General features: G+C 66.9%; 17 protein-coding genes. 3 read left to right on the forward strand and 14 right to left on the reverse strand.

Translation table 11 applies throughout. The features are described 5' to 3' along the window. Positions 1-51 precede the first annotated feature (51 nt). Both ACNR9O_RS18660 and ACNR9O_RS18665 read left to right on the forward strand, forming a co-directional pair. Positions 52-882, forward strand: coding sequence for an oxidoreductase (locus ACNR9O_RS18660; RefSeq protein ID WP_473686032.1), 831 nt, complete (start codon positions 52-54; stop codon positions 880-882). 75 nt (positions 883-957) lie between these two features. Then, on the forward strand, positions 958-1,647 hold the full coding sequence (locus ACNR9O_RS18665) for a class I SAM-dependent methyltransferase (RefSeq protein WP_473686030.1): 690 nt from the start codon (positions 958-960) through the stop codon (positions 1,645-1,647). A gap of 50 nt (positions 1,648-1,697) precedes the next feature. Here ACNR9O_RS18665 and ACNR9O_RS18670 read toward each other — a convergent pair whose 3' ends face one another. The 12 genes from ACNR9O_RS18670 to ACNR9O_RS18725 form a co-directional block, all read right to left on the reverse strand. Further along, the gene (locus ACNR9O_RS18670) at positions 1,698-4,430 is read right to left on the reverse strand and encodes an Ig-like domain-containing protein (RefSeq protein WP_473686028.1); all 2,733 of its coding nucleotides are present in this window, start codon (positions 4,428-4,430) and stop codon (positions 1,698-1,700) included. Positions 4,431-4,624: 194 nt separating this feature from the next. Then, positions 4,625-6,088 carry an efflux transporter outer membrane subunit gene (locus ACNR9O_RS18675; protein ID WP_473686026.1) on the reverse strand — a complete coding sequence of 488 codons (1,464 nt, stop codon included), beginning with the start codon at positions 6,086-6,088 and terminating at the stop codon, positions 4,625-4,627. Between the two features lie 2 nt (positions 6,089-6,090). Then, positions 6,091-9,189 (reverse strand): efflux RND transporter permease subunit, encoded by a 3,099-nt coding sequence (locus tag ACNR9O_RS18680; protein WP_473686024.1) that lies wholly within the window; start codon positions 9,187-9,189, stop codon positions 6,091-6,093. Next, the gene (locus ACNR9O_RS18685; protein ID WP_473686022.1) at positions 9,182-10,306 is read right to left on the reverse strand and encodes an efflux RND transporter periplasmic adaptor subunit; all 1,125 of its coding nucleotides are present in this window, start codon (positions 10,304-10,306) and stop codon (positions 9,182-9,184) included. The genes ACNR9O_RS18680 and ACNR9O_RS18685 overlap by 8 nt, the downstream gene beginning before the upstream one ends. Positions 10,307-10,564: 258 nt before the next feature. Continuing rightward, positions 10,565-12,226, reverse strand: coding sequence for a Na/Pi cotransporter family protein (locus ACNR9O_RS18690; protein ID WP_473686020.1), 1,662 nt, complete (start codon positions 12,224-12,226; stop codon positions 10,565-10,567). A 91-nt stretch (positions 12,227-12,317) separates the two neighbouring features. Continuing rightward, positions 12,318-14,984, reverse strand: coding sequence for a magnesium-translocating P-type ATPase (mgtA, locus tag ACNR9O_RS18695; RefSeq protein WP_473686018.1), 2,667 nt, complete (start codon positions 14,982-14,984; stop codon positions 12,318-12,320). 169 nt (positions 14,985-15,153) lie between these two features. Beyond that, positions 15,154-15,351 (reverse strand): hypothetical protein, encoded by a 198-nt coding sequence (locus ACNR9O_RS18700; protein ID WP_473686016.1) that lies wholly within the window; start codon positions 15,349-15,351, stop codon positions 15,154-15,156. Between the two features lie 54 nt (positions 15,352-15,405). After that, entirely contained in the window at positions 15,406-15,582 is a 177-nt protein-coding gene (locus ACNR9O_RS18705; RefSeq protein WP_473686014.1) for a hypothetical protein, read from the reverse strand. 104 nt (positions 15,583-15,686) lie between these two features. Next, positions 15,687-16,592: a heme o synthase gene (gene cyoE / locus ACNR9O_RS18710; protein WP_473686012.1), complete on the reverse strand. Its 906-nt coding sequence runs from the start codon at positions 16,590-16,592 to the stop codon at positions 15,687-15,689. Then, positions 16,592-17,755, reverse strand: a complete 1,164-nt coding sequence (locus ACNR9O_RS18715; protein ID WP_473686010.1) for a COX15/CtaA family protein — start codon at positions 17,753-17,755, stop codon at positions 16,592-16,594. The genes cyoE and ACNR9O_RS18715 overlap by 1 nt, the downstream gene beginning before the upstream one ends. Continuing rightward, positions 17,755-18,324, reverse strand: a complete 570-nt coding sequence (locus ACNR9O_RS18720) for a hypothetical protein (RefSeq protein ID WP_473686008.1) — start codon at positions 18,322-18,324, stop codon at positions 17,755-17,757. The genes ACNR9O_RS18715 and ACNR9O_RS18720 overlap by 1 nt, the downstream gene beginning before the upstream one ends. Then, positions 18,321-19,061, reverse strand: a complete 741-nt coding sequence (locus ACNR9O_RS18725; RefSeq protein WP_473686006.1) for an SURF1 family protein — start codon at positions 19,059-19,061, stop codon at positions 18,321-18,323. Before ACNR9O_RS18725 ends, ACNR9O_RS18720 begins: the two co-directional genes overlap by 4 nt. A 59-nt stretch (positions 19,062-19,120) precedes the next feature. Here ACNR9O_RS18725 and ACNR9O_RS18730 point away from each other — a divergent pair, with 59 nt between their 5' ends. Further along, on the forward strand, positions 19,121-19,336 hold the full coding sequence (locus tag ACNR9O_RS18730) for a twin transmembrane helix small protein (protein WP_311840884.1): 216 nt from the start codon (positions 19,121-19,123) through the stop codon (positions 19,334-19,336). 178 nt (positions 19,337-19,514) lie between these two features. Here ACNR9O_RS18730 and ACNR9O_RS18735 read toward each other — a convergent pair whose 3' ends face one another. Both ACNR9O_RS18735 and ACNR9O_RS18740 read right to left on the reverse strand, forming a co-directional pair. Beyond that, a complete protein-coding gene (locus ACNR9O_RS18735) occupies positions 19,515-20,402 on the reverse strand; it encodes a cytochrome c oxidase subunit 3 (RefSeq protein ID WP_473686003.1) in 888 nt (295 codons plus the stop codon). Positions 20,403-20,475: 73 nt separating this feature from the next. Next, positions 20,476-20,607, reverse strand: coding sequence for a hypothetical protein (locus ACNR9O_RS18740; RefSeq protein WP_473686001.1), 132 nt, complete (start codon positions 20,605-20,607; stop codon positions 20,476-20,478). Positions 20,608-20,645 lie beyond the last annotated feature (38 nt).

Raw genomic sequence — 20,645 nt, forward strand, 5'->3', positions numbered from 1 at the left:
CTAGCATCCTGCCCCCGGGACGCAGAGGCGTGTCCCCACAGGGGGGAAGGCATGGCGGCAAAAGTCTGGTTCATCACCGGCGCGTCGAGCGGCTTCGGCGAAGCGTTTGCGCGCTACGCGCTTTCTTGCGGCGACAGCGTGGTGGCCACCGCGCGCGACACCGCGCGCCTCGCCCCGCTGGTCAAACTGGCGCCGGACCGCGTACTCGCGCAACGCCTGGACGTAGCACGCTCCGGCGAAGCCGATGTCGCCGTGAAAGCCGGCGTAGAGCGCTTCGGGCGCCTGGATATCGTGATCAACAATGCCGGCTACGGCGTGGTCGGCGCGGTGGAAGAAACCGGCGACGATGAACTGCGCGCGCTGATGGACACCAACTTCTTCGGCGCCGCGGAAGTCATTCGCGCCGCACTGCCCACCCTGCGCGCCCAGCGCGGCGGCGCCATCGTCAACATTTCCAGCATGGGCGGACAGATGTCGTTCGCCGGCTTCGGCGCCTACTCGGCCAGCAAGTTCGCGCTGGAAGGCCTGTCCGAAGCGCTCGCGGCGGAAGTCGCGCCGCACGGCATCAAGGTGCTGATCGTGGAGCCCGGCCAGTTCCGCACCAATCTCGCCGGCGCCGGCATGCGTCATATGCCGGAACTGGAAGCCTATGCCCAGACCGTCGGCCCCACGCGCGGCTTTGCGCACAGCATGCACCAGACGCAGGAAGGCGATCCGCTCAAGGCCGCGGCCGCCATCGCCAATGCACTGGAAGGCGCGACGACGCCGCTGCGCCTCGCGCTCGGCAAGGATGCGGTCGATGCGATACGCGCGCATGCCGAAGGTTTGCTTGCCGATCTGGCCACCTGGGAAACCGTCTCCGTCGATACGCGCATCGATTGACTCGCCCGCACGCTGCGCCGACGGACCGCATCCGCGGCGCAGCGTGCCACGCCACATCACGGAGAACCTCACCGGATGTCTTCTGCCGATTCCCTCGACACCAGCGCTGGCGCCGCAGTGTATTCGCCGTTCGTGCTCAGGCTCTACGACGCCTGGGTGCTCGGCATCTCCAACCGCTTCGCCTGGCGTTGCCCCACGCGCGGCGTACTGCTGCCCTACTACCGCGAGCATGCGGGCAAGCGGCATCTGGACGTGGGTGTCGGCACCGGCTACTACCTCGCGCACGCCGGCTTCGCCGCGGACCAGCAGGTCGCCCTGCTCGATCTCAATCCCACCAGCCTGCACACGGCTGCGCGCCGCATGGGTCTGGCGCATCACGGGCTATACGCTGCCGACGTCATGCAGCCGCTGGCCCTGCCCGGCCAGCCCGCTTTCGATTCCATCGCAATGTTCTACCTGTTGCACTGCCTGCCTGGCGGCATGGACGACAAGGCCAAGGTGTTCGAACACCTGAAGGCCTATCTGGCCGACGGGGGCGTGCTTTATGGCGCCACCATCCTCGGCGATGCGGCCGGCCACAACGGCTTCGGGCGCAAGCTGATGGACGTCTACAACCGCAAGGGCATCTTCGGTAACCGTGGCGACACGCTGGAAGGACTTCAGGTCGCGCTGCGGCGGCATTTCGCACAGGCAGAGGTACGCCAGCACGGCGTGGTGGCGCTGTTCCAGGCCAGCCAGCCGCTGCGGTCGCGCGACGACCGCTAGTGAAGCTGCATGGCGGAAGGCCAAAGCCTCCCGCCATGCGCACTTGCGCTTTACTGCGCCTTCACGCTGACGTCGTCGATCACGAACGAGGTCTGGTTGGAGCTGTCTTCCACGCCGTAGAAATTGATCTGGATGGTCTGGCCGATGTAGGCCGACAGGTCCACGATGTGTTCCTGGTAGCCCGTCGCAGCGTTCGCGTTGGACCAGGTGGCCAGCGTCACGTACTTGCCGGCGGAGGTGATCACCTGCGCGCTCAGCGTGTCGTACGCCGTGCTGCCGGTCTCAGCCGTGTCGATGTGCATCCAGAAATCGAGCGTCGCCTTGGTCGCCGTGGCGGGGATGGTGATGGACTGGCGCACATAGTCGGTGTGCGCGGAGCCATAGCCGTCGAGCCACGCCTTGTAGCTTCCGGTGTGCGCGGCTTCGCCGGCGGTGTTGTTGATCACGCCGCTGGTCTGCGTCCAGGACGTGGCGCCGCTCTCGAAGCCGCCGTTCTTCACCAGCTCGGTGGCCGTACCGCCGTTGGAGACACTGAAGCTCACCGTCGAGCTCGTGCCGACATTGCCGGCCGCGTCGTACGCCTTCGCTACCAGGCTGTGCGTGCCGTTGCTCAGCGTGGTGGAATCGAGCGAGGCAGTGTAGGGCGAGGCCGTGTCGGTGGCCGTCAGCGCGCCGTCGACGTAGAACTCGACCTTGGTCACGCCGACATTGTCGCTGGCCGTGGCCGATAGCGTAACGCTGCCGGAACTGCCGCTTTCCGACGCGCTCACCGTCGGCGGCGTGGTATCGCCACCGGAGCTGTTGGACACGCTGAAGCTCACGGTGCTGCTGGTCCCGACATTGCCTGCCGCGTCGTAGGCCTTGGCCACCAGGCTGTGCGTGCCGTTGCTCAGCGTGGTGGAGTCGAGCGAGGCGGTGTAGGGCGAGGCCGTGTCGGTGGTCGTGAGCGTGCCATCGACGTAGAACTCGACCTTGGTCACGCCGACGTTGTCGCTCGCGCTGGCCGACAGCGTGATCGTGCCGGAGCTGCCGCTTTCCGACGCGCTCACCGTCGGCGGCGTGGTGTCGCCGCTGCCGGCACCCTGCGTCACCCATACCGGTGCCGACCACAGCTGCTTGCCGTCTTCCTGAGTGATCTTGGCGTAGTAGAAGTGATCGCCGTTGGCTGGCGTGATGGTCGTGGTCGCCGTGCTGGAGGTGGTCGCCACCGTGCCGTTGCTGCCCGGCACGCCTTCGAACACCTGCACGCGCTGCGCGGTGTGGCCGGCCGTGCTGGCGTAGTTGACGGTCAGCGTCAGCGCGCCGCTGTTGCTGAAGCGATCGCCCATCAGATGGCCGTTCGCGGTGAGCACGATCTGCCCGGTCTTGTCCTCGGTGGCGAACACATGGCGCGCACGGATCGCATCGAGGAAGGCGTTGAGACTCAGCGCCGTGCCGTTGGGAATCAGCACCGCGGTGCGGTTGGTGTAGCTGGCGCCCCAGTTGGCGCAATGATTGTCCTGGTCGGACGACGGCGCCACGTGATAACCGCGTTCGAGCAGGATGTTGTACGCGGCCTCGTAGCTGGTATGGCTGGTCTCGGTCTCGGTCGTGTTATGCGAGAACGCCGAGCTGTTGAGCACTTCCGCCAGCACCATCACCTGATCGCCGTCGGCGGTATAGCCCAGGTCCTGCCCGCCCGCGTTGAACTGGCCGCTGGTCGCCGGATGATTGAACTGGCCGACCCAGCCGTTGCTCTTCATCAGCGTGTACAGCGAGGCATAGTCGCTCTTGGCCGTGAACACGTCGCCGATCAGCTGGTTGGAGCTGTTGTACTCCCACTCCAGCAGGCTGGGCGTGTTGAAGATATTCAGATGGCCGCCATTGCTGATCACGCCCCACTCCAGGCCGTAGATGGCCAGGAAGTTCGAGTGCGCCGCGTTGAAGCTGGTGGCCGCCTGCAGGCCCGACTGGTACAGGTTGTGCGCCGTGGTGGGACTGGCCGAGGTATTGGTGCCGGTCGAGCCGTCGTACATATGGTTGTGCTCGGACGTCATCAGGATGTCCAAGCCATCGTTCAACGCGTACTGGTAGGCGTCCGACGGGCCGTACGGCGCGCTCTGCGGATTCTGCGCATCCACGCAGGTGGAAACGTCGCCGCCGCCGTCGCTGTGATTGGTCTGGCTGTGCAGATTGCCGTAGTAGATGGTGTACGGCAGGCTGCCGCCCGCGCTTACGGACTGCGTCTGCAGCATGCTCCCCGTGCCGGCGCCGCCGGCATGGCGCAGTGCCTTGAACGCCGGCATCGCGGGCGTACCGATGTCGCCCACCAATACGTCATAGCGCTGCTCTTCGATCAGCTGCGGCGCGCGCGCCTGGGCGGCCGCCATGGCCTGGCCTGCGAGGCCCGTGCCGATGCGCGCGACGACGTCGCTGTCCAGCGCGATCGCGCGCAGGCGCACCGTGTAGTAGCCGGACGCGAGCGTCCTGCCGTTCGCGCCCAGTCCGTCCCACGCCACCTGTGCCTGCGTACCACCGGTGCGCAGCGCGGCCTGTCCCTGCCAGCTGCGCAGCACGGCGCCGCGCGCGTCCAGCAGGTCCACCGCCCACGCCACCGGCGTGCCGGATGCCGCGCCCGGATAGGAGAAGTACAAACCGATCGCGCGGCTGCCCTGCGCCTTGAACGGCACCTTGAGTGCCGCGTCGAACTCCTCATGATCGGGCAACGTACCCGCCATCACCGGAGCCAAAACCATCATGCCCGCGGCCAGCAGGCTGCCGGCCACCATCCGTTTCCATGCCATGTCGTGTCCACCCCTCTATGGTGAATGTGTTCCCCCAGGCGCCATCTTCCGCGCCCAGCTGACAAGGGTATGACCACTTGTCACGCAGCTCGTGACAAGACGCACAGAAACAGGACAGGGATCCTCGAAAGTTATTGCGACAGCCTCGCGCAAGAAAGAGCATATGAACGTCTAGACGTCCATATGCTCATACGCTACTTTCCGGCGAAGGCAACATCGTCGCGATGCCACCATCCGCCGCCGAGCGCCTGGAACAGCGCCACCGTATCGGCATAGCGAGCCGCCTGTGCCTGCACCAGGGCGATACGCGCCTGCTGCCAGCTCAATTGCGCGTTCAGCAGTGCGTTTTCGCTGATGTCGCCCAGCGCGAGCTGGCGGCGGGCAATGTCTAGGCTGCGCGCCGCCGCCTGCTCGGCCTGGCGGGAGGCCGCCAGCGCGTCGGCATCGGCCTCGATCGCATGCAGCACATCCGCCACGTTCTGCAAGGCATTGAGCACGGTGCTCCGATACTGCGCGGCGGCCTGCCGGTAACCGGCTTCCGCGGCGCGCTGCTTGTGCTTGAGCGTGCCGCCGTCGAACAGCGGCTGACTCAGGCTGGCGCCGAGATTCCAGAAGCCGTTGCCGGCACTGAACAGCTCGCCGGCCTTCTCCGAGGCGCGTCCGAAGCTGGCGTTGATCTGCAAGTCCGGCAGGCGCGCGGCGATGGCCACGCCTACCCCGGCGCTGGCCGCGTGCAGCTGCTCTTCGGCAGCGCGCACATCGGGACGCTGGTCCACCAGCTGCGCAGGCAAGCTCAACGGCAGCTCGGCAGGAAGTTGCAGGCTGGCCAGATCGAAACGCGCGTCGATGCCGATGTCCGGCGAGCGCCCGCTCAGCGCCGCCAGCAGGTCGCGCTGCTGGGCCAGCTGCTTTTGCAGCGGAGGCAAGGCGGACCGGCTCTGCTCCAATGCCGCGACCTGCGCCGCCAGCGCTGCCTCGGACACGTCGCCCAGCGCGTGCTGTCGCCGCACCGTAGCGAGGATTGCCGACTGTTCCTGGACAATCTCCTGCGTGGCCTGGATCTGCGCACGCAGTGAAGCTTCCTGGATCGCCGCGTTGACGAGGTTGCTGGTCAGCGTCAGGTAGGTCGCCTCCAGCTGGAACCGCTGCGCATTCGCCGCGGCCACCAGCGACTCCACCTGCCGACGCGTACCGCCCCACAGGTCCGGCGCATACGCCACGCTCACTTGCGCCGTGGTCAGGCTGTACAGGCTGGCGCCCGATTGCGCCGGGCTGGCCAGATCCTTGGCGATATCCTGCCGCGTCGGGTTGTAGCTGCCGTCTACCTGCGGAAAGTACGCACCACGCTGCGCGTATACGTTCTCCCACGCCGCCCGCAGAGCGTGGTGGGCGGCTTCGACGTCCGCATTGTGGCGCAAGGCGTCGTCGATCAGCGCATTGAGCGGTGCGGAATGGAACAGCGTCCACCATTGCCCCGGGATATTCATCGAGGCGACCAGGCGCTGCGCCTCGTCATCGCGCGCAGAGCTGTCGGCCGTCGCCTCCGGCGCATAGCGAGTGGCAGCGGGTGCGTCGGGGCGGTGGAAATCCGGGCCGACGGTGCAGGCGCCCAGCGCCAGGCAAAGGCCCGCGGCCAGCGTCTTGAAAGCGATACGCATGGTCAGATCTCCTGCGCCGGCCGCGCGTGGCGGCGCTTGCGGCGCTCGACGAAGCGCTCGAGCACTTCGTAGAGCGCGGGAAGGATGAACAGGGTCAGCAGGGTAGCGATCACCAGGCCGCCGACCACCACGGTGGCCAGGCCGCGCTGCACGTCCGTACCGATGCCGGTGGCGAGGGCCGCCGGCAGCATGCCGACGCTGGCGACGGTGGCGGTCATCAGCACCGGGCGGAAACGCTCGGTCGCGCCAAGCAGTACCGCATCGCGCACGCCGTGTCCGTCGCGCCGCATGCGGTTGAAGTTGGCCACCATGATGATGCCGTTCTGCACCGCCACGCCGAACAGCGCGATGAAACCTACCGCCGTGGCGATGTTCAGCGTCTCGCCTTTCACATGCAGCGAGATCAGACCACCTAGCGTGGCCAGTGGTACCACGCCGAGGACCAGCAGCGCCTGGCGCAGATTGCCGAACTCGGCGAACAGCAGCACCGCCATCACCGCCAGCACCAGCCCCATCACCAGCACGAGGCGCGCCTGCGCGCGCTGCTGGTTCTCGAACTGGCCGGCCCATTCCAGGCGATAGTGCTGTGCATCGAACTTCACCTTGGCCGCGATGTTCCGCTGCGCGTCGGCGAGATAGTCGGACAGCGCGCGATCGCGGTTGTCGATGCGCACGGTGATCTGTCGCTTGCCGCTCTCGTGCGCGATGGTGCTTTCGCCGGTCTGCAAAGTTATACGGGTCACCATCGCCAGCGGCACGCGCGCGCCGGAAGGCGCGGTCAGCACCAGCTGCCCCAAGGCCTCGGGATTGGCCGCGACCGCGTGCGGAACGCGCGCGGTGACGTTGTAGACGCGGTCCTCCACGTAAGCCTGGGTGATGGGCGAACCGCCCACGCCGGTCTGGATCAGCGTATTGATATCGGCCACGTTGATGCCGTAGCGCGCGGCCGCATCGCGATCCACCTTCACGGTGAGCTGTGGAATCGGCGGCTCCTGAAAGATGGAGGCGTCCGCAGTCCCGCGCGTGTCTTTCAGCACGTCCACGATTTCGCCGCCGATGCGGCGCAGCTCCTTGAAGTCGTCGCCGTAGATGCGCAGCACCAGCGGGCTGTGCGCGCCGCCCACCATGTCGTTCTCGCCATCGATGATCGGTTGGCTGATGCCGACACTGATGCCGGGAATCTGCTGCAGCCGCTGACTGAGCCGGCGCACGAACTCGGCCTTGCCCTCCCCGGCGGGCCATTCGTCGTAGGGCTTCAGGCCGACGCCGGATTCGATGTGCGAAGGCGTCCACGGATCGCTGCCGGTGTCGTTGCGGCCGAGCTGGGTTACCACATAGCTCACCTCGGGGAACTCGCCCACCGCGCGGCGATACTCGCTGGCCATCTCGCTGGCCTTCTCCAGCGACAGACCGCTGGGCAGCTGCACCTGCACCCATAGCGAGCCCTCGTCCAGCTCGGGCAGGAACTCGCGGCCGATGGTCGAGCCCAGCCAGAGCACCGCGGCGAGCGCGCCGAGTGCGATGGCATAGGTCACGCGCGGCCGGCCCAGCAACGCATTCAACGTGCGCCGGTAGGACACCTGCAGGCGCTCCAGCGGTTTGTTGTGGAAGATCTTGCGCGGCTTGCGCAATGCCAGCCACGCCAGCGCCGGCACCAGGGTGATGGCACACAGCAAGGCGCCCAGCAACGCATAACCCACGGTATGCGCCATCGGCGAGAACAGCTTGCCTTCGGCATGCTCGAACGCCAGCAGCGGCGCGTACGCGGTAATGATGATCAGCGTGGCGAAGAAGATCGGACGCGCCACCTGACGGGTGGCGCCCAGCACATCGGCCTCGTGCAGGTACGCGTCCGGCCGCGCCTCGCGCTTGCGCAGAATGGCCTCGGTTACCACGATCGCGCCGTCCACGATCACGCCGAAATCGATCGCGCCCAGCGAGAACAGGTTGGCCGGCATCTTGAGGAAGTGCATCACGATGAACACCGTGACCAGCGCGAACGGAATGGTCACCGCTGCTACCAGCGCGCTGCGCGGGCTGCCCAGGAACAGGATCAGCACGATGCACACCAGCCCCACGCCTTCGATCACGGTGTGCGAGACCTTGCTCACCGTGGCCTGCACCAGATCGTCGCGGTCGATGAAAGGCACGATGCGCACGTCCTGCGCCGCGAGCTGGCGATTCAGCTCGTCGACCTTGGCGTGAATGCCTTCGAGCACTTTCGACGGATTCTCGTACTTGAGCAGGTCGACGATGCCTTCGATGGTGTCGGGGTTGTTGTTCTTGCCGAGGATGCCTTCGCGGATCTGGTGCCCGTATTGCAGCTTGCCCAGGTCGCCCACGCGGATGGGATTGCCGTTGTGCTGGATCACTACGATGTCGCCCATGTCCTTGAGCGAACGCATCAGGCCCTCGCCGCGGATCACGTACGATTGCTCGCCGCGCGTCACGCGCCCGCCACCCGCATTGGTGTTGTTGGCGCTCAACGCGGTGATGACATCGTTCATGCCCACGCCGAACTGCAACAGCTTCTGCGGATCCACTTCCAGCTGGAATTCCTTGGTGAAGCCGCCGAAGTTGTCGACATTGGCTACCCCGGGCACCTGCTGCAGGGCCGGTATCACTTTCCAGCGCTGCAACTCCGACAGCTCCATCAAGTTGCGCGTGTCCGACTCCAGGGTATAGCGATAGATCTCTCCCGCTGGCCCGGACACCGGATCGAGCGTCGGCGTGACGCCCGCCGGCAAGGTGACGCCGGCGATGCGCTCCATCACGCGCTGGCGCGACCAGTAGTCTTCGGCACCGTCGCGAAACACCAGGGTGATCAGCGACAGGCCGAAGGTGCTGCTGGAGCGCGTGGACACCACGCCGGGCGTGCCGGCCAACGCGCGTTCCAGCGGAATGGTGATCTGCTGTTCGATTTCTTCCGCGGCCAGGCCCGGCACCTGCGTGGTGACCTGGGCGGTGACGTCGCTGAGTTCGGGGTAGGCCTCCACGGCCAGCTGGGTCCAGGCGTAGTGGCCGTAGATCATGACCAGCACGGCCACGCCGAATACCAGCGCCCGCTTGTGCAGGCACCAGGCGATGAGCTTATCAATCATTGATCAGCACTCCGCCGGCCGTGACCACGCGCTCGCCGGGCGCGAGGCCTTTGACGATGCGCGCCTGACCGCCTTCGTCCAGGCCGAGCTCCACCTCGCGGCGCACGAACGCCCATGGCGAGACTTCGACGAATACGGTAACGCTGTCGTTGTTCATCAGCAGCGCCGACTGCGGCAGCAGCAGCGCCTTGGGCTGCGGCACCTGGAAGGTCGCGGTGGCGAACATGTTGGCCTTGAGCGCACCGTCGGCATCGGGCACTACGATGCGCGCCTTGACGCGGCGCGAGTCGGCATCCAGCACATCGCTGACCGATTGCACCGAACCCTGGAAATGCCGGCCCGGCAGCGCCGGCAGCACCACGTCGGCATCGATGCCCGGCTTGATCAGCGCCGCTTCGTTCTCGGCCACGTTGGCGGTGACCCACACATGGCCGAGGTCTGTCACGGTCATCAGCGCGGCGTTGGGATCGTTGACGTAGGCGCCCACGCCGGCGGAGAGCGCGGTAATGCTGCCATCGGTGGGCGCTACCACCGCCATGCCATGCGCATCTCCTTTGACGCCGTTCGCGCCGAGCGAGGCCAGCCGCGCCTGCGCGCGGCCGTCCTCCGCGCGAGCCTGGTCGTAGGCACTGCGTGCAGCTTCCAGATCCTTCTGCGCCGCGCCACCGGCCTGCTGCACGCCGACGGCGCGATCGCGCGCCTGCTTCGCCAGCGCCAGAGCATCGGCGGCCTTCTGTGCGTCGGCAACGGCCTGGGCGTAATCGCCCGAGGCGATGAGGGCCAGTACCTGCCCGCGTTTCACGCGGTCGCCAAGCTTCACTTTCAGCTCGACGACGCGGCCAGTCACCGGCGCGAGCACATTGACGGTATGACTGGGATCGGCCTCGATCATCGCCGGCGCCATCAGGGCATGCGACAGCTCGCGCTGCTCGACCGTCTGTACCTTCAGGCGCTTGCGCAGCGGAGAGGATTCGGGAATGCGCAGCACACCATGGTCGTCGACGACGGCCGGCGCGTTTTCTTGCGCATGCTCCGTGCGTGAGCACGCGGGCAGCAACAGCGATGCGGCCAGCGCAAAGATCAGCGCGGACGAGCTTTTCTTGATTTGGAACAGCATGGGTTTTCCCTGGATGGCAGCGCGCAGCCATCATGACCATCGGCCATGACGACTCGCTTTCGGCAGGGAAAAACAGGCAACGCCGAAGGCGTCGCCGGCCTGGCCCGGCCGCGGTCGGAACGACACTGTCCGCCGCGTACGGGCCACGCGAAGCGCGTGGACCTGGAAGACGACGTCAGTGCAGCGGGTGATGCTCGGCTGAGTGGCTAGACGGGTCTGGGTCCAAGGTCGTGGTTCTCCTGGGTGATGGTTCGGCGTTCAGACGGCCGAACGCGGCATGGGTTGTTCGTTCACCAACCGGCCCTGCAGCAGGCCGGCGCGCTCCAGCGGAAGATAGGCCAGCGCCGCCAGATGCGAGTGGATGCGCTTGAGGTCGCGCAGGATACGCAGGTAGACGTCGCCGCCACCGCCGCCGTCGCGGCGCTCGCGCAGGGCGCGGATGTGCCGCTCGGAGGCTTCGTTTTCCAGACGCCACAGGGCCTCCTTGCGTGCGACCAGCTGCTGCGCCGCGCGCAGATCGCCGCGCATGAACACGGCCAGGCTCAGGCGCAGGCTTTCCATCACGTGCGCGTGCATGGCGGCGAGATCCTGGATGTCGTCGGCGCTAAAATCCTGGCCGCGCTCGGCCTTCTTGGCGGCGAACTCCATCAGGTTATTGGCGGTGATATCGCCGATGTGCTCGATATTGATCACGAAGGCGAGGATCTCCTGGCTGCGCTCGCCGTCCTCTTCGTTGAGCGCTTCGCCGCCGAGGTCGGTGAGGTATTCGCGGATCGCCATGCCGAGGCGGTCGAGCCACGGATCCATGCGGCTGATCGCGGCGGCGCGGGTGCGATCGTCCTTGCCGAACACTTCCACCAGTCCCTTGAGCATGCCTTCGACCATATCGGCCATGCGCATGGATTCGCGCGCGGCGTTGGCCAGCGCGACGTTGGCCGAATCCAGCGCGCCCTCGTCGAGGTACTGCGGCACGCCGGGATCGTCCGGCCGCGGCGGATCGGGCAACAGGCGCACCAGCAGTTGCGCCATCCTCTCCACCGGCAGCAGGAACAGCACGGCCAGCCCAAGGTTGAAGGCAGTATGGAAGTTCACCGCGATGCGCGCCGGCGTATCGCCGATCGGCGCGAGCCACGATGCCAGCGGATGCAGCAGCGGCAGGCACACCACGCAACCGAAGGCGCGCACCAGCAGATTGCCCAGCGGCAGGCGGCGCGCGACTGGCGTGTGCGCCTCCAACAGAGCCGGCAGCGTACCGCCCAGGTTGGCGCCCAGCACCAGCGCCAGCGCGCCGGGCGCATCGACCACGCCGGCATTGGCCAGCGACGCCACCAGCAGCACCATCGCCACGCTGGAATGGAACAGCCAGGTCATCAGCGCCGCCACCAGCACCGCCAGCACCGGCTCGCTGGCCAGGCTCTGCAGCACCGCGCGCAGCGCCTGCGCGTTCTCCACCGGCGCCAGCGCGAGCACCAGCAGGTGCAGCGACAGCAGCATCAGGCCCAGGCCGATGCACACGCGGCCCAGGTTCTCGTAGCGCGCGTCGTCGCTGCGACGGTGGATAGTGAAGCCGATCAGCACCAGCACTGGCGCGATCACCGAGATGTCGAACGACATCACCTGCACGATCAGCGTGGTGCCCACGTTGGCGCCCAGCATCACCGCCAGACCCGGCGCGAGACCGAGAAACCCGCTGGCCGCGAACGACGTGGCCATCAGGCCCGCGGCGGTACTGCTCTGCAGCAGCGCCGTAATGCAGATGCCAAACGCGAACGCGGTCGGTCGATGGCCGAGATAGCGGCCCAGCCAGCGGCGCAACGCGCTGCCGTAGCCGCGCAGCACGCCACTGGTGACCATGTGCGTGCCCCACAGCAGCAGGGCGACGTAGCCGGCGATATCGAGGAGAGCGAAGGTGCCTTTCATGGCATGGCTCCTCCCTGGTTGGGTGGAATGGAACGGAGCGACCGCGGAGGTCCTGTCCGGACCTCCGCCGACGCTGCTCAGGCGGACCGGCTCAGAGCCAGCGTCCGTAGCGGCGGATATACACCAGCTTGACCAGCTGCGTGAGCACGCAATAGGTCAGCACGGTCAGCGCGATCCAGGCGAAGTACACCGGCGGCAGCGGCACCATGCCGATCTTCGTGCCCAGCCCCGTGTACGGGATGATCAGGCCGATCGCGATGATCGCCGTGGTCAGCCCCAGCACCGGCGCGGCCGCCACGCTCTGCAGGAACGGGATGCGCTTGGTGCGGATCATGTGCACGATCAGCGTCTGCGTGAGGAGGCTCTCCACGAACCAGCCGGAATGGAAGAACGACTGGTGCTCCGGCGCGTTCGCGCCGAACACGTACCACAGCAGCAGGAACGTGGTGATGTCGAAGATCGAGCTGACCGGGCCGATCCACACCATGAAGCGGCCGATGTCGCTGGCGTCCCACTTGCGCGGCTTGCGCAGGTATTCGTCGTCCATGCGGTCGAACGGAATCGACAGCTGCGAAATGTCGTACAGCAGGTTCAGCACCAGGATCTGCAGCGGCAGCATCGGCAGGAACGGCAGGAACGCGCTCGCCACCAGCACCGAGAACATGTTGCCGAAGTTGGAGCTGGCGGTCATCTTGATGTACTTGATGATGTTGCCGAAGGTGATGCGCCCTTCGATGACGCCCTCCTCCAGCACCATCAGATTCTTTTCCAGCAGGATGATGTCGGCCGATTCCTTGGCGATGTCGGTGGCGGTATCCACCGAGATGCCCACGTCCGCCTCGCGCAGCGCCGGCGCATCGTTGATGCCGTCGCCGAGGAAGCCCACGGTGTGACCCTGCCGCTGCAGCGACTTGACCACGCGCGCCTTCTGCAGCGGCGACATCTTGGCGAACACGGTGGTGCGCTTGACCAGCTCGTCCAGCTCCGCATCGTTCAGCGGCTCGATGTGCTTGCCCTGCGCCGAATGCTGCACGTCCAGGCCCACCTCACGGCAGATCTTGCGCGTCACCGCCTCGTTGTCGCCGGTGATGACCTTCACGTCCACGCCGTGGTGATGCAGCGCGGCGATGGCGGTGGCGGCCGAATCCTTCGGCGGATCGAGGAAGGCCAGGCAGCCGACCGCGGTGAGCCCGGCCTCGTCCGCCACGCCATAGGCGCGTCCGGCCGGCGGCTGGTGCTTGATGGCGACCACCAGCACGCGCAGGCCATCCTCGTTGAGGCCACGCGTCATCGCCTTGATGTCCGCGCGCATCGCGTCGGTCACCGGCAGGATCTCGTCGCCCGCCTTGGCGTAAGCGCAGATCGACAGCATCTCCTCTACCGCACCCTTGCACACCAGCAGCTCGTCGCCGTCGCCATGGCGCACCACCACCGACATGCGCCGGCGCTGGAAGTCGAACGGGATCTCGTCGACGATGCGGTACTGCTGCGCCACCGTCTCCAGGTCGCGGTGCTCCAGCACCGCCTTGTCCATCAGGTTCTTCAGGCCGGTCTGGAAGCGGCTGTTGAGATAGCCGTACTCCAGCGCTTCGTCTGACTCCTCGCCGTACAGGTCGAGATGGCGCTCCAGCACGATCTTGTCCAGCGTGAGCGTGCCGGTCTTGTCCGTGCACAGCACGTCCATCGCGCCGAAGTTCTGGATCGCATTGAGGCGCTTGACCACCACTTTGCGCTTGGACATGGCGATGGCGCCCTTGCCCAGGTTGGCGGTGACGATCAGCGGCAGCATCTCCGGCGTGAGACCCACGGCCACCGAGATGGCGAACAGGAAGGCCTGCCAGAAATCGCCCTTGTCATACCAATTGATCGCGAAAACGATCGGCACCATCACCAGCATGAAGCGGATCAGCAGCCAGCTGACGCTGTTCACGCCGCGGTCGAAACTGGTCTGCACGCGCTGGCCGACGATGGTGTGCGCGAGCGAACCCAGGTAGGTGCGCGGGCCGGTTGCCACCACCACCGCGCTGGCGCTGCCGCTGACCACGTTGGTGCCCATGTAGCAGATGGTCGGCAGGTCCAGCGGATTGTCCTGCGCGCCCGGCGCGGCCTCGTCGGAGACCTGCGCAGGCGTCGGCGCGGCCTTCTCCACCGGCAGCGATTCACCGGTAAGGATGGCCTGACTGATGAACAGGTCCTTGGCGCTGAACAGGCGCAGGTCCGCGGGCACCATGTCGCCCGCGGCCAGATGCACGATGTCGCCGGCGACCAGTTCGCCCACCGGCACCTCGATGCGCTCGCTGTGTCCGTCGGAAGCGCGGCGCGTCACGGTGGCGGTATTGCGCACCATCGCCTTGAGCTTCTCGGCGGCCTTGGAGGAGCGGTACTCCTGGGTGAAGCTCAGCAGCACGCTGATACCCACCATCACCGCGATGATGACCGGGCCGGTGAGGTCTTCGCCATCGGTGAACAGCTGCACGCCGGCCAGCACCAGCAGCACGATGATGAAAGGGTTCTTGAACGCGCGCAGCAGCTGGCGCGACCAATGCGGCGCCTTCTCGTGCGAGACCTCGTTGATGCCGTCGCGGTCCAGGCGCTCGGCGATCTGCTCGGCGTCGAGGCCGGCGGCGCTGGTGTCGAGCGCGGCGAACAGCGCCTCGTTATGGCGGAATGCCTCCAGCGCGACGGCCACGCGCACGGGCGCGCCGGCGCTCTTGCCGGGCGCCTTGCCGGCGACGGTGTGGGTGGAATGCTTGATCATGACTCGCTTCCGGGAATGGCGTTGAACCCAGGCGGACCAGCGAGCCGGCGGGCGCTGCCCGCAGAAACACTGAAACCGCGCTAGGGCCGCGTGTGCGGCCCGCGCTCGCGGCCTGGCGGAGGCCAGCCTTTGCGGAGCACGCTGCGCTTCATGGTTTCATCCCCGTGTTTCAGGCTTGAGATACCAGCTGAAAATGACCGGGGCCTTTCGGCGCGACGGATTCGTGCCGATGCTCGACGGCCGGCTGGGCCGGCGCGTTCAGCGGCGCGGGGACGGTGATGGTCCAGGTACGGCGGGAAGCGGCACGGCGGCCCGGCAGGGAACGGCCCGCGATGTGCAGACGAAGGATGTCGCGAAGGAGCTTCATAGCCCATCTCCTCGTTACGGCCCTTGGCGGCCGTCAGGAGTGGGCCGGTCTTCCCTAGTCGAGGAAAGCGCCGGCCGACCGCAGGCGGTCGCCGCAGACAATCAGCTTGTTATGCAATGCCGGCACCCGATGCTCGCGGATGTCGACGTTGCGACTAGGGTAGACGTCCATATGCCTTGGTTGGTCGGACAGGAATGCCTTCGGGCGCAGCGCGCCGGAGGGCGCGCGCATTGTCTTGCTGCGGTGCGGGAGTGTCAACCATAACTGGCTGACCGACGTGCGAAAGTTTTTGCGGAGCGGGCTGATCGGGATTCGCCCGCGACCGCAGCCTCGACCTAGGCGGTGCGCTGGAACACCACGCCCGCCTGCTGCACCAGCGGGTCCACCAGCCAATGATCGGCCAGCAGGAAGGCGAACAGAGCCATCAGGTACACGATGGAGTAATTGAATACCTTCATCGCGAACAGCTCGTCCGGCGGATTGAGCAGGCGGATCGCGTAGTAGAGGAAGCCGCCCCCCAGCACCACGGCGCCCCCCAGATAGATCAGCCCGCTGTACCCGGTGAGGGCCGGCAGCAAGGTGACCAGCACCAGCAGCACGGTGTAGAACAGCACGTGCCAGCGCGTGTACACCACGCCGTGCGTCACCGGCAGCATCGGCACCTGGGCGCGCGAGTAGTCGTCGCGGCGGAAGATCGCCAGCGCCCAGAAGTGCGGTGGCGTCCACACGAAGATGATCAGGCACAGCTGCAGGGCGAAGGCGTGCAGCTCCCCGGTCACCGCGGTCCAGCCAAGCACCGGCGGAATCGCGCCGGCGAGGCCGCCGATCACGATGTTCTGCGGCGTCGCGCGCTTGAGGTAGGCGGTGTAGACCAGCGCGTAGCCGATCAGGCCGCCGAAGGTGAGCAGCGCGGTGAGCGGATTGACCAGCAGCACCAGGATCAACATCGACAACATGCCCAGCGCCAGCGCGAACGTCAGCACTTGATGCGGCGCGAGGTGCCCGGTGGCAAGCGGACGGTGTGCGGTGCGCGCCATCAGCTTGTCGATACGCTGGTCGATCAGGTGATTGAACGCGGCCGCCGAGGCCGAAGCCAGCCAGATGCCGAGCGTGCCGAACACCAGTGCACGCCACGGCGGCACGCCGGGTACGGCCAGGAACATGCCGATCACGGCGCAAAACACCAGGAGCGCGACGACGCGCGGCTTGGTGAGCTCGAGGTATTGATTGAAGCGGCTCATCAGGCGCGTCCCAGGCTCTGGAAGATGCCATCGTCGTGCCGCCGCTGCGTGCGCGCCAGTGTCGCCAGCAGGACGCACAGCAGCAGCGCCGCGACGCCATTGTGGGCGGTGGCCACTGGAAGCGGCAGGCCGAAGTGCACGTTGCTGATGCCCAGCAGCACCTGTGCGACCAGCACGATCGCGATGGCGAAGCCGTAGCCGCGCAAGCCGCGACGCGTCGCGGCGAGGGCCAGCCAGGCGAGATAGCAGAACACCACCAGCGCGCCGACGCGATGCGCGATCTGGATGGCGCTGCGCGCGGCCATGTCGAGCACGCCGCCTTCATAGTTCACGCCAATGCCGCGCCACAGTACGAAGCCTTCCTTGAAATCGGTCGGCGGCGCCCACTGGCCCAGGCACTTGGGGAAGTCGGTGCCGCAGGCGAGTGCGGCATAGTTGGCCGAGGTCCAGCCACCCAGGGCGATCTGTGCCAGCAACAGCACGATGCCGAACGTGACCAGGCGGCGCAGCGCGGCGTAGCTGCCGTCGCGCGCGCCGACGCCGGCGAAGCGCAGCGCCGCGTACGCGAGCAGCGCGAACGTGGTGATGCCGCCGAGCAGGTGGCCCATCACCACGATGGGCTTGAGCAGCAGAGTCACCGTCCACATGCCGAGCATGGCCTGGAAGATGATCACGCCGAAGGCCAGCACGCTGATGCGCCAGGCGCCCGGACGCCCGAGCCCCGCCGCGGCCAGCAGCGGCAGGCCGATGGCGAACGCCGAGACCACCGACGAGATCGTGTGCTCGCCGCGCATGTACATGCTCACGCCGATCGCGGCGAGGATGGCCGACACGATCACCGCATAGCGTGCCCACGGACGGCGCCAGCTGGCCAGCAGCGCCAGCGCGAACACCAGCATGCCCAGCGTACCGGCAAGGAAGCGGTGCACCTGCTCGCGCCAGGCCTTGTGCGTTTCGTACGGGCGATCCGGAAAGGCTTCGTTGGCCTGGGCGATTTCGTGCTGATGCTGCGGCCAGCTGGCCTTGCCGTAGCAGGTGGGCCAGTCGGGACACGAGAGTCCGGCGTTGGACAGGCGCACGAAAGCGCCGAACATCACCACGCCGAAGGCGAACACCGCGGCGAGCAGCGCCAGGCCACGCAGGAGTTTGACGGAACGGGACATCAGCGAATCACCTTCTGCAGGTCCTTGCGCAGGCCGGTCGGATCGAAGCCAGCGGGATAGTAGGACAGCGCCGTGCCGTTGGATTCCACCAGCAGCGCGGCGGCGCTGTCCGGCGCGGACGGGCGCCAGGCGGCGAGCTTGCCGTCGGCGTCGGTGCCGATGCGCCAGTAGGTCTTCATGCCGTCGCTGCCCGCATCGGCGGGCGGCTCCCCCACGTAGAGCAGGCGCAGGCGCGGTGCGTTGCGGTTGAGGGTGATGCGTGCGGCGGCGATCTTGGTCAATGCGTCGATGCATTGTGTCGCGCAGCCGGGGCCGGGCAGCGCCACCAGCGTCAGCTGCGGGTCTTCCGCCTTCCACGCCCACGCCGTGCCGTCAGGCAATGTCACGCGCAGCTTCTCTTCAGCGAAATTGCGCTGCGGCTGGACCGGCTGGCCGTAGCCCTTGCCGCTGGGCTGCCAGCCACCGAGCGTGAGCAGGCCCGCGGCGATGATGGGCGCGGCGAAGATGGCCATGATCAGCAGCAGTTTCAGACGGCCGGCGCGCTGCGCCGTGGGTGTGGGCTGATTCATCGCGCGTCCCCTGGAGTCGCTTTGCGCTTGCGGTGCAGGAACAGGAACATCACCACCGCCACCACGGCGAAGGTGAACCACTGAAAAGCGTATGCACGGTGCCGCGCCGGCGGCATCGCGCTGAAATCGGGCGTGTGCTCGCGCACGTAGATCGACGAGGGTTCCGCCTCGAGCGCCAGCACGCGCGGATACACGGTGCCGCCCAGATCCTTCGCCACCTGGTCGAGATCCAGATAGATGGTCGTCTTCGGCCAGCGCTGCTGGCGCGCCAGCGCATCGCCGCCCATCTCGAAACCGACACCCGGAGGCGGCTGGTAGAACCCGGTCAGTTCGCGCTCGCCCGTGGGCAGCGGCGGGAGCTGCGGCGCCTGCTCAGTGCCATTGCCCGGCAGGAAGCCCTGATCCACCAGCAGCAGGCGCTCCCTCCCCTGCGGGCGGAACGGCGCATAGACTTCCACGCCGCCGCGCTGGTCATGCTTGGGATTGTCCAGCAGGTAGACGCGGTCGGGCAGGTATTCGCCTTTCACGCGCACGCGCGGAAACGCGTCGCCGGGAGGCGTTTCGCCCACCGCGGCAAATTCGCGCACAGGCCCCTGCGCCGCTGCGGCATAGCGACGCAGAAGTTCGTCCTTCTCGTCGGCGCGATGCAGCTGCCAAGCGCCAAGGCGCAGGAAAAGCGCGACGCCGGCCAGCAACAGCAGCACGGCCCACCAGCGCGGGCGCCGGAGCAGGCTCATGCGGAGCCGCCTCGGGCCGCCGCTATACTGCGGTTGTCATCGTCCTTCGGGCCAATCACGTGGAAACCATCTACAAGTACGCGCTGGTGATCCTGCTGCTGGTGGTGCTGTTCAATCTCGGCCAGGCGCTCTATTTCATGATGACCGACAAGGACGGCAGCAAGCGCACGGTGTGGGCTCTGACCCGCCGCATCGGGCTCTCTGTGCTGCTCATCCTGATGGTCGTCTTCGGCATCTGGATGGGATGGCTGCACCCGCACGGCGTGGGCCGCTGATTGTAGCGGTCCGCCGCGACCAGCGCCCGGCCCCGCGACGTTCCGGCACGCGACGTGCGGATGGCTGGACGTCCCGACCGAGACCGCCTCCCGGATCACATCATGCCGCATCGGCGCCCATGACCCGGTCAAAAAAAAGCCCGCCTCTCGGCGGGCTTTTTGCTGGGGCGCCGGCGCCTCAGAGGATGTAGACGAACATGAACAGGCCGAGCCAGACCACGTCCACGAAGTGCCAGTACCAGGCCACCGCCTCGAAGCCGAAGTGGTGCTCCTTGCTGAAGTGGCCCTTGGCGCAGCGGAACCAGATGATCGCCAGCATGATCGTGCCCAGCGTCACGTGCAGGCCGTGGAAGCCGGTGAGCATGAAGAACGTGGAGCCGTAGACGCCACTCTGCAGCGTCAGGTTGAGCTCCTTGTAGGCCTCGATGTACTCGTGGGCCTGGAAGTACAGGAAGGTGGCGCCCAGCAGCACGGTCAACGCCAGGAACACCAGCAGCTTGCCGCGGTGGCCGGCCTTCAGCGCATGGTGCGCAATGGTGACGGTGATGCTGGAGGTCAGCAGGATCAGCGTGTTCAGCAGCGGCAGGCCCCACGGCGCCACGGTCTGGAAGTCGCCGCCGATGCGGGCCGGACCGCCGCCGCCGTTGGCGCCCCACGCAGCCGCGTAGTCGCTCCACAGGAACTGGTGGGTCAGCACGCCGTGGCCTTCGCCGCCCAGCCACGGCACCGAGTACATGCGGGCGTAGAAGAGCGCGCCGAAGAAGGCGCCGAAGAACATCACCTCGGAGAAGATGAACCACATCATGCCCATGCGGAACGAGGTGTCCACCTGGGCGTTGTAGCTGCCGGCCAGCGATTCGCGGATCACCGAGCGGAACCAGCCAAAGAACATGCCGAGGATGCCGACGAAGCCGATCAGGAGCATCGTCTTGCCGAAGCCGGCCTCGCCGGGCTGCGCGTTCAGCCAGTGCGCGGCACCGAACACGGTGACGAACATGACGACCGCGGCCACGATGGGCCAATAGCTCTTGGTCGGTACGAAATAAGCGCCTTGCTGCTGACCCATGGTGAGATTCCCGTGGATTTCCTCGTTACTTCCACCCGCCGGACTGCGCGGGAAATTCGAATCGCTTGCCGCCTTACGAGATCTTCAGCATCTGCAGGATCGAGAGCAGGAAGATCGCCACCGCGATCACCGCGACCGCCAGAGCGGTACGTCGGGCGCCCCTGCGGCGCGCTGCCTTCTCGGTTTCCGTCAGTTGCCGATTCATCGAACGCGGTCGGCGCCTTCCGCCTCGCGGCGGCAGGC

The sequence above is a fragment of the Dyella sp. CR10 genome, from assembly GCF_055814425.1.